Source organism: Cricetibacter osteomyelitidis, assembly GCF_004340985.1.
Taxonomy (GTDB): domain Bacteria; phylum Pseudomonadota; class Gammaproteobacteria; order Enterobacterales; family Pasteurellaceae; genus Cricetibacter; species Cricetibacter osteomyelitidis.
In genome coordinates, this window is record NZ_SLYB01000015.1 from 1 (window position 1) to 15,793 (window position 15,793).

General features: G+C 42.3%; 14 protein-coding genes. 4 read left to right on the forward strand and 10 right to left on the reverse strand.

The features are described 5' to 3' along the window. Positions 1 to 150 precede the first annotated feature (150 nt). Together sohB and topA are read right to left on the reverse strand one after the other, a co-directional pair. Positions 151 to 1,215 carry a protease SohB gene (gene sohB, locus EDC44_RS07995; RefSeq protein ID WP_131977136.1) on the reverse strand — a complete coding sequence of 355 codons (1,065 nt, stop codon included), beginning with the start codon at positions 1,213 to 1,215 and terminating at the stop codon, positions 151 to 153. 31 nt (positions 1,216 to 1,246) lie between these two features. Then, positions 1,247 to 3,853, reverse strand: a complete 2,607-nt coding sequence (gene topA / locus EDC44_RS08000; RefSeq protein ID WP_131977138.1) for a type I DNA topoisomerase — start codon at positions 3,851 to 3,853, stop codon at positions 1,247 to 1,249. Positions 3,854 to 4,045: 192 nt separating this feature from the next. Between topA and EDC44_RS08005 the strand changes: the two genes are divergently transcribed. Beyond that, positions 4,046 to 4,939, forward strand: a complete 894-nt coding sequence (locus EDC44_RS08005; protein ID WP_131977140.1) for a LysR family transcriptional regulator — start codon at positions 4,046 to 4,048, stop codon at positions 4,937 to 4,939. A gap of 6 nt (positions 4,940 to 4,945) precedes the next feature. Here the strand turns inward: EDC44_RS08005 and hybG are convergent, their stop codons facing one another. Genes hybG through hybO form a run of 7 tightly spaced genes read right to left on the reverse strand, consistent with a single transcriptional unit; the run spans position 4,946 to position 11,381 of the window. Next, a complete protein-coding gene (gene hybG / locus EDC44_RS08010; RefSeq protein ID WP_131977142.1) occupies positions 4,946 to 5,233 on the reverse strand; it encodes a hydrogenase maturation factor HybG in 288 nt (95 codons plus the stop codon). Between the two features lie 14 nt (positions 5,234 to 5,247). Continuing rightward, positions 5,248 to 5,784 carry a hydrogenase-2 assembly chaperone gene (gene hybE, locus EDC44_RS08015; RefSeq protein WP_131977144.1) on the reverse strand — a complete coding sequence of 179 codons (537 nt, stop codon included), beginning with the start codon at positions 5,782 to 5,784 and terminating at the stop codon, positions 5,248 to 5,250. Then, positions 5,777 to 6,244, reverse strand: coding sequence for a HyaD/HybD family hydrogenase maturation endopeptidase (locus tag EDC44_RS08020; protein WP_131977146.1), 468 nt, complete (start codon positions 6,242 to 6,244; stop codon positions 5,777 to 5,779). Before EDC44_RS08020 ends, hybE begins: the two co-directional genes overlap by 8 nt. A 12-nt stretch (positions 6,245 to 6,256) precedes the next feature. Beyond that, positions 6,257 to 7,963 (reverse strand): hydrogenase 2 large subunit, encoded by a 1,707-nt coding sequence (gene hybC / locus EDC44_RS08025; protein WP_131977148.1) that lies wholly within the window; start codon positions 7,961 to 7,963, stop codon positions 6,257 to 6,259. Beyond that, the gene (hybB, locus tag EDC44_RS08030) at positions 7,960 to 9,189 is read right to left on the reverse strand and encodes a Ni/Fe-hydrogenase cytochrome b subunit (RefSeq protein ID WP_131977150.1); all 1,230 of its coding nucleotides are present in this window, start codon (positions 9,187 to 9,189) and stop codon (positions 7,960 to 7,962) included. Before hybB ends, hybC begins: the two co-directional genes overlap by 4 nt. Beyond that, positions 9,182 to 10,228, reverse strand: a complete 1,047-nt coding sequence (gene hybA, locus EDC44_RS08035; RefSeq protein WP_131977152.1) for a hydrogenase 2 operon protein HybA — start codon at positions 10,226 to 10,228, stop codon at positions 9,182 to 9,184. The genes hybB and hybA overlap by 8 nt, the downstream gene beginning before the upstream one ends. 1 nt (position 10,229) lies before the next feature. Next, positions 10,230 to 11,381: a hydrogenase 2 small subunit gene (gene hybO / locus EDC44_RS08040; protein WP_131977154.1), complete on the reverse strand. Its 1,152-nt coding sequence runs from the start codon at positions 11,379 to 11,381 to the stop codon at positions 10,230 to 10,232. A gap of 202 nt (positions 11,382 to 11,583) precedes the next feature. On the opposite strand from hybO, the gene EDC44_RS08045 reads away from it, so the two are divergent. Next, positions 11,584 to 11,907 (forward strand): HI1450 family dsDNA-mimic protein, encoded by a 324-nt coding sequence (locus EDC44_RS08045; RefSeq protein WP_131977156.1) that lies wholly within the window; start codon positions 11,584 to 11,586, stop codon positions 11,905 to 11,907. Positions 11,908 to 11,972: 65 nt separating this feature from the next. Here EDC44_RS08045 and pyk read toward each other — a convergent pair whose 3' ends face one another. After that, the gene (gene pyk, locus EDC44_RS08050) at positions 11,973 to 13,409 is read right to left on the reverse strand and encodes a pyruvate kinase (RefSeq protein WP_131977158.1); all 1,437 of its coding nucleotides are present in this window, start codon (positions 13,407 to 13,409) and stop codon (positions 11,973 to 11,975) included. 253 nt (positions 13,410 to 13,662) lie between these two features. On the opposite strand from pyk, the gene EDC44_RS08055 reads away from it, so the two are divergent. Beyond that, on the forward strand, positions 13,663 to 14,070 hold the full coding sequence (locus tag EDC44_RS08055; RefSeq protein WP_131977160.1) for a Z-ring associated ZapG family protein: 408 nt from the start codon (positions 13,663 to 13,665) through the stop codon (positions 14,068 to 14,070). Between the two features lie 157 nt (positions 14,071 to 14,227). Then, the gene (locus tag EDC44_RS08060; protein ID WP_131977162.1) at positions 14,228 to 15,628 is read left to right on the forward strand and encodes a DegQ family serine endoprotease; all 1,401 of its coding nucleotides are present in this window, start codon (positions 14,228 to 14,230) and stop codon (positions 15,626 to 15,628) included. Positions 15,629 to 15,793 lie beyond the last annotated feature (165 nt).

Consider the following 15,793-nt stretch of genomic DNA (forward strand, 5'->3'; position numbering starts at 1 on the left):
AAATCAGGGAAAATGACTGCTTGTGTGGTTATCTGAAAGGGAATATCAAGAGAAAGGTGAAAAAAGTAAAAAGATAAACCCACTTTTATCAAATTATTTTGAAAAGGTGGGTTTGTCAGTGGTCTGAGGCGGTGAATACCGCCTTATTTCTTACTGCATAAAATCAAATTTACTGCGTTGTGTTGCCCGCATTAGCAGGTTATCCGCACTTTCTTCCGCTTGTTTGCCGAATTTTTGCAGCAAGGATTTTTTTCGAGCGAATTTCACACCGATAACCGCTTTATCTTTAATGGCCTGCATAATCAAATCGTCACTGGTAGCAATTTCATCTACTAACTGCAATGCTAAAGCCTGCTGACCAAACCAATGTTCGCCAGTGGCTACTTTGTCGATATCCAAGTGCGGTCGGTTTTGCGATACAAATTGTTTGAATAACGCGTGGGTTTCTTCTAATTCTTGTTGGAATTTTTGTTTACCTTTTTCAGTATTTTCCCCCAGCACGGTGACAGTGCGTTTATATTCGCCCGCGGTCATTACATCCACATCTACGTCGTGTTTTTTCAATAAACGGTGTACGTTCGGCACTTGAGCCACCACACCGATAGATCCCACAACGGCAAAAGGTGCAACCACAATTTTATCCGCTACGCACGCCATCATATAACCGCCGCTGGCAGCCACTTTATCTACCGCCGCAGTCAGTTTGATGCCGTGTTGTTTTAAACGCTGTAATTGTGATGCCGCCAAGCCATAACCGTGTACCACACCGCCGGGGCTTTCCAAACGCAATAACACTTCGTCTTGTTCCGGTTTGGCTACGGCGATAATAGCACTGATTTCTTCCCGTAATGCAGTAGTTTCCGAAGCGGTGATATCCCCTTTGAAATCCAGCACATAGATACAAGGTTTTTTATCTTCTTCAATAGCTTCACCACGTTTGCGTTTGGCTTTCTCTTCTTTAAGTTTGAGTTTGTCGGCTTTTTTCCGGGCTTTTTCCGCCTGTTTCAAGGCTTCTTCCGATAAATGAAAATCCGCCAGTTTCTTGCCGTTTTCTTGATACTGCTCAGATAAATCAGTAAGCTGCAATTCGCCCTGCTGTTTGGATTTTTTCTCTTTTAAGCTGACAATCACGGCAATGCCGACAATAATCACCAATAATACGGTTAAAATTTCTAAAATAAATAAACCGTAACCAGTTAAGATTTCAGACCACATAACTCTTCCTTTGTTATTCTTTTGTTATTCTTTATTTCTTACGTTCAACCCATTTGCCGTCAAGATAATCCACAATCCATTTAGTGGCTTTGCCGTCTTTTTCGGATGTCACATATTGACGTTTTTCTTTGCGGCTGAAACGCACAATAGCGTCGTTGCCGTCCGGATCTTTTTGCGGTGCTTCGGCAAGATACTGTAATTTTTCCGGCAAACGATCACGATATAAATTGAGCTCCGCTACTTTTGGTGCACGGGTTTCACGGGATTTCGGAAAGTTATGGGCGGACATGAACACACCGCTGGCACCATCACGTAATACAAAATACGCGTCGGATTTTTCACATTTCAATTCAGGAAAATGCACAGGATCTTCTTTCGGCGGTGCGACTTCACCGTTTTTCAAAATTTTGCGGGTATTATCGCAGCTTGTGCAAGCCATATATTTACCGAAACGACCTAATTTTAAGTGCATATCCGCACCGCACTTGTTACATTCCACCACCGGACCGTCATAGCCTTTGATTTTAAATGAACCGTCTTCAATCACATAACCGTCGCAATTCGGGTTATTACCGCATACGTGTAATTTTCGATTGGCATCAATCAAATAGCTGTCCATTGCGGAATCGCACTTCGGACAACGTTTGCGTGCCATTAAGGCTTTGGTTTCCGTGTCTTCGTCTAACACGTTTAATAATTCCGCTTCCGGAATTAAATTTATGGTGGTTTTGCACCGCTCTTTTGGCGGCAAGGCATAGCCGGTACAGCCTAAAAAGACACCAGTGCTGGCTGTACGAATCGCCATTGCACGACTACAAGTCGGGCATTTGATTTCCGTCGGCACAAGACTGTTCGGCTTCATACCGCCTTCGATTTCATCTAATTCCGCTTGAGTTAATTGTGCTGAAAAATCTTTAAAGAATTGGTTGAGTTCATCTTTCCAATTTTTCTCACCATTGGCAATTTTGTCCAAGTCATTTTCCATATTGGCCGTGAAATCATAATTCATTAAATTGCCGAAGGATTGATTAAGTCGATCAGTGACGATCTCCCCCATTTTTTCTGCATAAAAACGGCGATTTTCCGTGCGAACATAACCACGTTCCTGAATAGTGGAAATAATTGTCGCATAAGTTGACGGACGACCTATACCGCGTTTTTCCAATTCTTTAACCAATGCTGCTTCCGTAAAGCGTGCCGGTGGTTTGGTAAAGTGTTGGGTCGGTTGCACTTTTTTCAATCTTAATTTTTCATTTAATTCCACATCAGGCAACACTTGATCTTCTGACGATTTACCCAATGCCGGTAAGACTTTTGTCCAGCCATCGAAACGCAAAATACGGCCTTTGGCTTTGAGTTCATAATCTCCTGCCGCCACAGTTAATGTAGTGGAATCATATTGTGCTGCCGGTAATTGGCAAGCCACAAATTGACGCCAGATCAAATCATATAAACGCACGGCATCTTTATCCATTCCGCTTAAACTTTCCGCCGATACATTCACATCAGACGGACGGATTGCTTCGTGTGCTTCCTGTGCATTTTCTTTGCTCGAATAGAAATTCGGTTTAGTCAGTTGATAGTCCGCACTGAAATGCTTACCGATATAAGCACGAACCATATTCAATGCGTCTTGGCTTAAATTAGTAGAGTCCGTACGCATATAAGTAATGTAGCCGGCTTCATACAAACGCTGTGCCAACATCATGGTTTTTTTCACACCGAAACCTAAACGGGTGCTGGCGGTTTGCTGCAGCGTGGATGTGATGAATGGTGCTCTCGGGCGGGAACTGGTCGGTTTGGTTTCCAGTTCAGACACTACATAATCGGAATTTTGTAAAAAATCCACCGCACTTTGGGCTTGTTGTTGATTTTTCGGCTCAAATTTTTTGCCTTTAAACTGTACTACATCAAGCTGTAACGGCTGTTTGCCGCTGTTAGCAACATCAACGGTCACTTCCCAATATTCTTCCGGATTAAATGCTTTGATTTCGCGTTCGCGTTCCACTAACAGCTTCACCGCCACGGATTGCACACGACCTGCGGATAAGCCTCGGGCTACTTTTTTCCATAACAGTGGCGACACCATAAAGCCTACTACACGGTCTAAAAAACGGCGGGTTTGTTGAGCATTCACGCGGTCAATATTAAGTTGTTCCGGCTTATCAAATGCGGATGTAATAGCATTTTTCGTAATTTCGTTAAACACCACGCGGCTGAAACGGCTGTCATCGCCGCCAATCACTTCACGCAAATGCCAGGCAATGGCCTCCCCTTCTCTATCCAAGTCGGTTGCGAGATAAATATGATCGGCTTTTTTAGCCAGCGATTTTAATTCGGATACGACTTTTTCTTTGCCCGGTAGAATTTGATAATTCGCTTTCCAGCCGTGATAAGGATCGATTCCCATCCGTTTCACTAATGCTGCTTGATCTTTTTCTGCTTTAATTTTTGCTTTTTCTTCCGCACTCAAGCCTTTTGTAGATATGGGTTTGGCTTTTTCTCCGGTGCTGGAACCTGCCATCGGCAAATCGCGGATATGCCCCACGCTGGATTTTACCACATAATTACTGCCTAAATATTTATTGATTGTTTTTGCTTTCGCCGGTGACTCCACAATCACTAATGATTTACTCATTATTTGTTACCTAATTTAATTTTGTGTAAAATTAATAGTCTGTTGATGTTTGTTTATTATTTGAGCTAATGGCTGAAAATAGCCCTATCCTTACGGGTTATGCTTAAATAATAGACAAGTATCAACAGCTCCTATAAATTGTGCTGAACAATAGCAAGGATTAATCATAATTACAACCCGAAAGGCAATAAAATGGATAAACTGAATGCAATTTCTGTGTTTTGTCGTGTAGTAGAAACCCAAAGTTTTACAAAAGCAGCTGAAAATCAAGGTATTTCCGTGGCCATGGCAAGTAAATTGATCTCTCAATTGGAAGATCAATTGAAAACCCGTTTACTGCATCGCACAACACGCAAAATTACGCCGACAGAAACCGGTCAACTTTATTATCAACGCTGCCAACCTATTTTAGCCGAACTGGAAGAAGCGGATTTAAGTATTAATGAAACAACCAACGAACTACAAGGCACATTGATGATCTCCATACCGCGGGATTTCGGGATTCGTTTTATTAGCCCTAATCTCTCAAGATTTATTCAGTCACATCCCAATTTACACGTACGAATCGAATTCAATGACAATAAAGTTGATTTAGTGGCAGAAGGCTTTGATTTGGCACTACGCATAGGGACATTAGCCGAAAATACCATGGTCGGTAGAAAAATTGCCTCTTCCAATATTCATATTGTCGCTTCACCGGACTATTTAAAAGAACGCGGTGTACCCAAAACACCTTACGATTTACAACATCATGATTGTTTATTATATGATTCAATCGGTGATCAAATTTGGTTATTTAATAAAGATAACCATACTTATGATGTCAAAGTCAGCCCTAAATTCTCTTGTAATAGCGGTATTTCTCTAGTCGATTTGGCAAAAGAAGGACTCGGTATTATCAGAGTTCCTTCCTTTTTAGTAGAAGAAGAACTGCAAGCCGGTTCATTGGTTGAAATTTTATCGGAATATAAACAGGACACCATTGACCTTAATTTTGTGTATCCGCACCGTCGTTATTTGCCTACCAAAGTCAAAGAATTCATGCGTTTTATCGAAGAATTAAAACAACAATACGGATATCAATAAATTATTCTAATATTGCGGGCGGCTGCCGTTTAATCCGAGAAAATCACCCACTTCATGTTCCAGTTGGCTCATGGCAATTAAGGCTTCTTGGGTTTGCCTGGCTTCTTCTTCGTCAATAATGCTCATGGCAAATCCTACATGCACTAAAACCCATTTGCCCAGCAAATTTTGCACATCATCGTCGCACACCAAAGAAATGTTCACTTCCCGTTGCACGCCGCAGACATCCACGGTGGCAAGTTGCAATTCATTATCACCGATTTTGACGATTTGTCCCGGTACGCCTAAACACATAAACGATCCTTATTTTAATTGGTCAGCATGTTTTTAAATATATGCCGACGATTTTCATTTTTCAAGCTGTTTTCCGTGTGCTGTTTTATCGGCAAGGATAATGCCATTGTTAAGCAATCTTTCGCAAGCTGCCGGGCTTGTGCATTAGTCAAGGATTTATCCAATGGCGAATGCAGAGAACAGCTGAGATATTGCGGGATTTCCGCCATGCCGCTGACGGTAAAAGTCAGTTTTTTGTAAGGCAATTCCACAATCAATTTTTCGCCTAACTCACGAATCGGCCATTGTTGTTGCGGCCCGGGCAAAATCACCAAACTAATCATCCAAGGAGCAACAATAGTGGTAATCCATTGATTTTCAAATAACACGGCTTTCGGACAATAACATTGCACTGCCGCATGAAAAAACGGCAAATCCTGCATATTTACGACAGTTTGTTCTATTGCCGCTTGCAATAAAGAGGACGGGTCGGTTTCAAACCCGTCGCAATAATCTGTAAGTGCGGTCTCTTTTTGCCATGTTTCCTGTTTTAGGTTTTCCTGTTTATACACGAATCCCCCACTGCTGTAAGACTTGGTTCAGCTGTTCAAAAATATGCGGTAGCTGATTTTGCACGGTTTGACTTAAACCGATTTTGGATTCTAAACTTTCCGGTTGAATGCCGATTAAACAAAGTTTTTTCGGAAATTCGTCCGTCAGTTTCAGTGCTGATAACACATCACACACGCCTAATTGGTGAGGTGATATTTTCCGTGAAAAAAATACCGGCACAGCGTTATCATACATCACCACGATTTCACCGGGTTGCCTGCCTGCCAGCACTGCATCAATGATGATCATATAATCGCGATTTGCCATGCAGTCCAGTAATTCCATGCCACATGTGCCGCCGTCTACAATATCAAAGTGCGGTGCAAAATTCGGATTTTTTTCCAAATCCTGCACAGCATAAACACCAATGCCTTCATCAGCCAACAACGTGTTGCCCACGCCTAAAATTAACGGTTTCATCCAATACCTTCGCTATAACACCTTAACTTCCGTCACTTCGCCATTTTCCGTATTCACCACGTGCACCGCACAGGACATGCAAGGATCGAATGAGTGAATGGTACGTACGACTTCCAACGGTTTCGCCGGATCCGCCACCGGTGTCCCGATTAAGGATAATTCATAAGGACCTAAAGCATCATCTTGGTTACGCGGACCGGAATTCCAAGTAGACGGTACTACAGCTTGATAATTTTCGATTTTTCCGTCTTTAATAACAATCCAGTGAGAAAGCATACCGCGTGGAACTTCACCGAAACCGACACCTTTAAATTCGCCTTTCATCGGGAAATTCGGTTTTAAATAAGCAACCGTGTCGCCCGTACCGATGTTATCCACCAATAATTGCCACTGTTGTTGCAAAATATCATTTAACACACAACAATGCACGGTACGGCCGATAATACGCCCTAAGGTGGAATGTAAGTCGTTTAAACCTAAATTACTGTTGGTTAAGCTGTCATATAACCCTTTTAATTCGGTAAAATGTTTCATGGTCATCGGCTCGCCGATGGTCACGTTGCACATCAAATAAGCTAACGGTCCCACTTCTACCACTTTGCCGTAGAATGACGGTGCTTTCACCCAAGAATATTTACCGTCTTCCTGCCAGCCGGTATATTTCGGACGGGTTAAACCGGCCCAAGGTTCCAATGTTGTATCGTCTTCATACCAAGCATGTTTACCGCTTTCTTTGATACCTTTTAACAAGAAGTCATCTTTATGATCAGAAATTGCACGGAACGTCGCCGTATCACCGTTTTCAATATAACCACCTTGCAAAACGAATTGTTTGTTTTCGCTATCTAACGGATATTCCGGCACGGTTAAATAATTGCCGGATGTTCTGCCAAGTTGCAGCCATTCGGGATAATAAGCCGCGATAATCGCCGTATCCACTTTATATACTTGATTAACAAAATCACTTAAGTTATCGATACAGGTCTTAACAAACATCAAACGTTCTAAATTCAGTACGGCTTGAGAATCTAAGTTGATTGGGTTTGCCACTCCGCCGATAGCCAGGTTTTGAATATGCGGCGATTTACCGCCTAACAAAGCCACCACGCGGTTAGCATCACGCTGACATTCAAGTGCTTGCAGATAATGGGAAACGGCGATCAAATTCACTTCCGGCGGTAATTTCATTGCCGGATGACCGAAATAGCCGTTGGCAAAAATACCGAGTTGACCGCTTTCTACCAGAGCCTTAATTTTATTTTGTACATTACGGAATTCATTTTCACTGTTGCGTCCCCAAGTGGAAACGCCTTTCAACATTTCTGCCGCTTTTGCCGGATCCGCTTGTAAGGCCGATGTAATATCGACCCAGTCCATCGCCGAAAGCTGATAGAAATGCACAATATGATCGTGCATACTGTGAGCGGCTAAAATCATATTGCGGATATACTGTGCATTCACCGGTACTTTAGCATTTACTGCATCTTCTACCGCTCTCACGCTGATAATGGCATGTACCGTGGTACACACACCACAAATACGCTGCATAATCATCCATGCACTACGGGGATCGGAACCTTTAACAATATTTTCCATACCACGCCACATTGTGCCCGATGACCATGCATTCGTCACTTTGCCGTCTTCAATTTCGCAATCGATGCGTAAATGCCCTTCGATACGGGTGATAGGATCGATTGTGATACGCTGTTTTGTCATAGATTCACTCCACTCATTTCTTTACTGCGAATCGCTTTTTCCGCAATGATATGTTCAGATTGCTCTGTATTGGCTTCTTTAAGTATCGGCAACACAGGGAATAAACGAATAATTAAAATATAAGCACAAACTTCGATAGATACGAAACCGATTGAAATCAATAATTCTTGTGCTGACGGGAAATATTGATAGCCGTTACCCGGATCATACATGATCAAGGAATAGTTCATCCGCCATAATGCCGCCCCCAGCAACATACTTAATGCAGAAACAAACAGCCAGCGACCGTCGGATTTTTTCTCCCCCAAGAATAAGGTCAACAACGGCAAAACCATCAACCAAATTTCCATCCAGAACATCCAAGCTTCAAATTTATGCCAGGTATCGCCGCCCATCACATAGTGCAATTTGTTGTGGTAGATCATCTCACCAAAACGGGCAACCAAGAACAAACCGATTAAAACCGCTGTAACTCCAGCTAACTTGGTGAATAAATGTCGCTCATCCGGCGTTTTACCGGCAAGCCCCGCACGCACTAAAGATCCTTCAAAAATCACAATAGAAAAGCCCATAATAAACGCTGTGAGCAAGGACAAAATCGGCAACACTTCATAACTTTGCCATACCGGATGCACTTTATGCCCGGCCACAATCATCAAAGATCCCATAGATGATTGATGCATCATCGGCAATAATGCCCCTAAGGCAATCACAAAGAACATGATTTTATTTAAGCGGTTAAACAATTTTTTCAAACCGAAATAACCAAGCCATACCGGCGCGAACTCTAATGTCACCACACCAATATAAATAGTCATACAAAGTGCGGTCTCAAATAACACAGAATTGGTGTTAAACTGCCCCGGCAAAAAGAAATACGGTAAATGCCAGTAACGCCCCATATCAATGGTAATGGATAAACCGCCAAGACTATAACCGAACAAGCTCGCCAGCAATGCAGGACGCACTAACGCATGATATTTCCCCTTATTGAAAATATACACCGCCCAAGCCAATGCCCAACCACCGCAAGCAAATCCGGTTCCCACCAATAAGTCGAAAGCGATCCAAATCCCCCAAGGATAACCGCCGTTCAATGCTGTGACGGAACCAATCCCAAAGAATAAACGTTTAACGATCAATAAAATACAAATAACGGCTAACGGAGCAAAGAAAAGTACTGCCGCACTGACTAATCTGCCCCCCACCGGACGTGGATTACTCATGATGTTCTCCTTCCTTCTCCTGTTCTGCCAACATTTCTTTGCGGTTTGCTTTCAATTTTTGAATCATTGCTTTGATCTTATCGCCGTGCATATTTTTGTAGGTCATCATACTTAAACCGGCTAAACCTAATAACGGTAATGCCATGCCGCGATATAAGAAATGTTGTAAATGCGCTGCGCGGGAACCGGTAGCTTCGCGTTCTAACGGCGGTAATCCCAGATTATCCGTCGGCACGGCACTCAGCACCAGCACTTGTGTGCCGCCACCTTCAAATTCACCGTAAATATGCTGTTGATAAAACGGTACAGTGCCACGGTAAGTATCCGTGCTGTTTACTGATTGGCGCGGATAGTCATAATCCGTACCGCGTAACAAACGCAAGCGACGTTTTGCTTCAGCCATTAACTCTTCGCGAGTGCCGAAAATAATTGCACCGGTCGGACACACATGACAACAACCCGGCAATTCGCCTTTATCAATACGTTCCACGCCTTTTTGATTGCATAATTCGCATTTGCTGATTTGTCCCAGCGGGTTGTTGTAGTCATATTTCGGTACATCAAACGGACAGCCCACCATACAATAACGACAGCCGGTACAAATATCCGGATCGTAACCGATAATACCGGTTTTCGGATCTTTGGTTAAGGCCTGCACCGGGCACACCGCTACACAGTTTGGATCCACACAGTGCATACATTGTTTTTTAATGTAAGCATAGCCATTTTGCAGTTGATCTTTATTGACACCGTCACCGTCCGACCAAACTTGGATCACATTACGGGTGAACGGCGACAATTTATCATTGTTCGACCAAGTCTGCTCGCCATCAGGATTGACAGCCGTACCGTTGACATTCTGACATTCTGCCACACAGGCCTGACACCCCACACAAAGCGTGGAATCATACAACATTCCCACCGCACTTGAAGGCAACAGGTCCAAAGGTGTTTTTTCATCAGCATATGCCGTTGTCACCGGCACCATTCCGCCTATTCCTGTCAGCAAACCGGCTTTTAGAAATTTGCGTCTGTCCATATTAGTCACCTGAATGCGTTTGTTCGGCTCTCGCCGCGTTTTCCCGATCTAAACGAGCCTGGCGCTGTATGCTTAACTCTTTTAAGGTTACCACGCTCACACCGGCTAAAATCGCCGCTGCACCGCCTAATAAGGCAATCGCCGTCATGGACGCACCTTCGCCTTCGATGTTTTTCACATCAGGTTTATTGACTCGCGGTGTCGGATTTTCTACATTAGCTAATTGGAAAATATCTTTGGTAAAGCCGATGCCTTTTTCGTTACAACCATAGCACGGATGCCCAATCCCGACCGGCCAATTATTGCCGCCCACATCACAAAATTCCAATGTGGAACAGTTGCCATAGGTTTCCGGCCCTTTACAGCCCAAGTGATATAAGCACCAACCGTGACGATGGCCGTAATCGCCATATTCTTTGGCGAAACGCCCTGCATCAAAGTGCGGTCTGCGGTAGCAATTTTCATGAATCAAACGGTCGTAAGCGAATAATGGACGATTGAGTTTGTCCATTTCCGGCAGTTTTTTATAGGTTAAAATATAAGCCACTGTAGCTAAGAAATTATGCGGATTCGGCGGACAGCCCGGTATATTAATAACCGGCAAACCGGGAAGCACTTCTTGCAGGCTCACCGCACCGGTCGGATTACCACCACTGGACGGTACACCGCCCCAAGATGCACAAGAACCGATAGCAATAATTGCAGCAGCATCTTTAGCAGCATGTTTGATATGATCCACAATAGGTTCACCGGCAACCATACAATAAATGCCGTTATCTTTAATCGGAATAGAACCGTCCACCACTAATACATATTTACCTTTGTATTTTTCAATGGCGTTGTGTTTGTTTTCTTCCGCCTGTACACCGAAAGCTGCAGAAAGCGCTTCATGATATTCAAGGGAAATGGTATTTAAAATCAAATTTTCTAATGTCGGGTGAGTGGAACGCAACAATGATTCCGTACAGCCCGTACATTCCTGAGCACCGATCCAAATCACCGGTGGGCGTTGCGGACTGGTTAATGCGGTAGTCATTTCCGCACCGGCTTTAGCGCTTAGTCCCATGGTAGCCGCAAGTGCGGTACACATTTTCATAAAATCACGGCGGGATATGTCTGAGAGAGAGAGAAATAAATCGTTAGATACTTGCATATGCACTCCTAAATCCACTTACTTTTTATATGGATATTGGAAGTATAATACTTTCTTTTGTTATAAAAAAGATGATTTTAATCAAAAAACGGAATATTTACTCACATCTAGGTATATGTTTTATGTCATTAAAAATTAAAAAATCCTACCGCACTTTTATGCTATAATCTCAACAATTTTTCTAATAATAATGAGAAACAAAATGACGACAGAAATTCAAAAAATTGATCCCGATACAGCGATTGATCTGGCCTACGATATTTTCTTGGAAATGGCAGCGGAAAATCTCGATCAAGCGGATATCATGCTGTTTAACTTAGAATTTGAAAAACGCGGTGCTGTCGAATTAGTGGAAACATCCGACGATTGGGATATGGAGATCGGCACATTAATCGATCCTGATGAATATGCGGAAGTTTGGGTCGGATTAGTGAATGAACAGGATGAAATCGACTATATATTTGCCCGTTTTCTCATTTCCCACCGAGAAGAAGAACGAGAGTTTCATATTATTTGGAATGAATAATTTCTCTTTAAGAAAAAGAAAAAAGTCCGAATAAATCGGACTTTTTTATTGATTATTTTCAGAAATTATTCAACTTCTAAAATACGGCAGGTATTTGCGGTATCACCAATTTCCGCACCTTGTGTTAATAACACTAAATCGCCCGCAACTAAGAAACCTTTGTCTTTCAACAATTCAATTGCTTCTTGAACACCTTGAATTGAACGGCTAGTCGCTTCACAATATACCGGAGTTACGCCACGGTATAGCGCACATAAGTTCAACGTTGATTCATTACGTGACAACGCAAAGATCGGTAAACCGGAACTGATGCGCGACATTAATTGTGCCGTACGACCGGAATTTGTCATTGCAATAATCGCACTTACACCATTCATATGGTTTGCTGCATACATCGCAGATAAAGCAACCGCTTCTTCGATAGTGTTGAATTTTCTGTCTAAACGGTGTTTAGATACATTAATGCTTGGCATTTTTTCCGCACCTAAACATACTTTAGCCATCGCCGCTACAGTTTCGGAAGGATATTGACCCGCCGCAGTTTCAGCAGAAAGCATTACTGCATCCGTACCGTCTAATACCGCGTTCGCTACGTCCATAACTTCCGCACGGGTCGGCATCGGATTGCTGATCATGGATTCCATCATTTGTGTTGCAGTAATTACAACACGATTTAATTGACGTGAACGACGGATTAATTTTTTCTGTACTCCCACTAATTCAGGGTCACCGATTTCCACACCTAAGTCACCGCGGGCCACCATGATAACATCGGAAGCTAAGATAATATCATCCATCGCCTCATCATCAACCACAGTTTCAGCACGTTCAACTTTTGCCACGATTTTTGCTTTTAAGCCGGCTGCTTCCGCTAATTCACGCGCATAATTCAAGTCTGCACTTGAACGCGGGAAAGATACTGCCAAATAATCCACACCAATGCGTGCTGCAGTTTTAATATCTTCTTTATCTTTTTCAGTTAATGCATCTGCGGATAAGCCGCCGCCTAGTTTATTAATACCTTTGTTATTGGAAAGCGGACCGCCCACTGTAACTTCCGTAAATACTTTCGCCCCTTCGGTAGCGGTTACTTTTAATTGCACACGACCATCATCTAATAATAAAATATCTCCTGGAACTACATCTTGCGGTAAGGTTTTATAATCTAAACCAACCGCTTCTTGATTACCTTCACCTTTTGGTAATTCTGCATCAAGAACAAATTTATCGCCGATATTTAAGAAAATTTTGCCTTCTTTAAAAGTAGATACGCGAATTTTAGGACCTTGCAAGTCACCTAAGATCGCGACATTTTTGCCTAATTTTTTCGCAATTTCACGTACTCGTTGCGCACGACCAATATGATCGTCCGGTGTACCATGGGAGAAGTTCATACGAACTACATTAGCACCGGCTGCAATAATTTTTTCTAAATTATTACCGCGGTCGGTAGAGGGCCCCATTGTACATACAATTTTCGTTCTTCTTAGTCTTCTAGACATTCGTTACTCCGTAAGTGACTTGTTTAATTATGGAAATAAAACTCAATGATATTTCTAAATGTTCTTAGAAATAAGAATTCGATCTATTATACGCTGAAATTAAAATGAGATCGAGATCACAAAATACGAAATTTACCGAAAAACCACCGCACTTTTTGTGATCTAGTGCAAAGAATTACGATCTAAGGCAAGACAATGCTCTGTTTTCACGTTATGATGAATAAGATTAATCACTAGCAATAAGGATGTAATTATGCAAAATTGGACACCTGATATGTGGCAAGCTGCCGGCATTGGGTTAATTATAGGGCTTATTATCGGCTATTTCTTCATTCGTTTTACCAAAGGTTCCGTGAAAAAACAAACTCAAACGGAATCCGAATTAAAACAAGTAAAAGCTCAAGTGGAAACACAAAAATCCGAATTGGAAAAACATTTTGCCGAAAGTGCCGATTTGTTGAAAACCTTAGCTCAAGATTACCAAAAACTTTATAAGCATTTGGCGGCGACTTCCACAACATTGTTGCCGGAATTGGCAAATAAACCGCTGTTTAATCAAAATCTGATTACTGATAATACACATAATTCGGCGGAGCCGGCAAATGTACCGGTCAAAGATTATTCCGAAGGATCTTCGGGTATTCTTAAGGCTGAAAAATAACGATTTCGGGGCAATGTTACATTGCCCTTTTTCTCGGCAATCCGTAAAAATTTCAAAAATCCTACCGCACTTTTTTTATTTTTCTTTGTCTTAGTCCTTGCAATTCGGATGGATATGCCTCACATACATCCTGCAATTTACTTTAAAAGGAAAGAACATGAAAAAAAGAAATTTTGTATTATCCGGGATCGCTCTCGGTTTAAGCGTATTAACGACTTCTGTGGCTGTTAATGCGGAATTACCGCCTTTACCTAATTTAACCGTGGGCAATCAAACTAGCGCACCAACACTGGCACCGATGTTAGAAAAGGTACTTCCTTCCGTGGTCACTATCGCAGTTGAAGGTCAACAAAAAGCCCGTTCGCGTATGAATGATATTCCGGAAGAATTTAAATTTTTCTTCGGCGATCAATTCCCCGATGCTTTTGGCGGCGGCAATAATGGCCGTAGTTTTAAAGGCTTAGGTTCCGGCGTAATTATCAATGCGAAAAAAGGTTATGTATTAACCAACAACCATGTAGTACAAGAAGCGGATAAAATTACGGTAACATTGCAAGATGGTCGTGAATTTAAAGGAAAAGTATTAGGGGCGGATCCTTTATCGGATATTGCTTTAATCCAAGTGGAAAAGCCGACGAATTTAACGGAAATTAAATTTGCCGATTCCGATAAATTACGTGTGGGTGACTTTACCGTGGCAATCGGTAATCCGTTCGGTTTAGGTCAAACGGTTACATCCGGTATTGTGTCGGCATTAGGCCGCTCTACCGGTTCCGACAGCAATAGTTATGAAAACTATATTCAAACTGATGCGGCGGTAAACCGCGGTAACTCCGGCGGTGCGTTAATCAATCTAAACGGAGAATTAATCGGCATCAATACTGCAATTATTTCTCCAAGCGGCGGTAATGCGGGAATTGCTTTTGCTATTCCAAGTAATATGGCGAAAAACTTAGCGGATCAAATTTCCGAATTCGGTGAAGTTCGTCGCGGTATTTTAGGAATCAAAGGCGGTGAATTGAATGCGGATTTAGCCGAAGCCTTTGACATTACCGCTAAACAAGGTGCATTTATCAGCGAAGTATTGCCGGGTTCCGCTGCTGAAAAAGCAGGATTAAAAGCCGGTGATGTGATCACTGCACTGAACGGTCAAAGACTCACTAGTTTTGCTGAATTACGTGCCAAAATTGCCACTTCCGGTGTGGATAAAGAAATTAATTTGACTTATTTGCGTGATGGTAAATCCAATGATGTTAAAGTGAAATTACAGCAGGATGACAATGCACCGACGGCAGAATCCGGTTCAATCCCGGCATTAGAAGGTGTGGATTTAACCAACTATAATGAAAACGGTCGCAAAGGTGTCGAAATCATAAATATTGCTCAAAATACGATAGCATCACGTTATGGCTTGAAAAAAGGCGATGTGATTATCGGTATCAATCGCGATAAAGTCGAAAACATCGGTCAATTGCGTAAAATCTTAGAGAGCAACCCCTCTGCGATTGCACTCAACATTCTACGCGGTAGCAATAATTTCTATTTATTGATTAAATAATCATATGCACTCAAACGGGCAAGTATTTGCCCGTTTTTTATGCCAACACTTCACAACTGGTGTAATGGACAAAATCGGTTTTACTGTTTCGGTAAAATAGCAGAAAAAAAGTCTCGGATCACACCGAGACTTGAACGTAGTTAAAGGACTACATATTTGAATGAA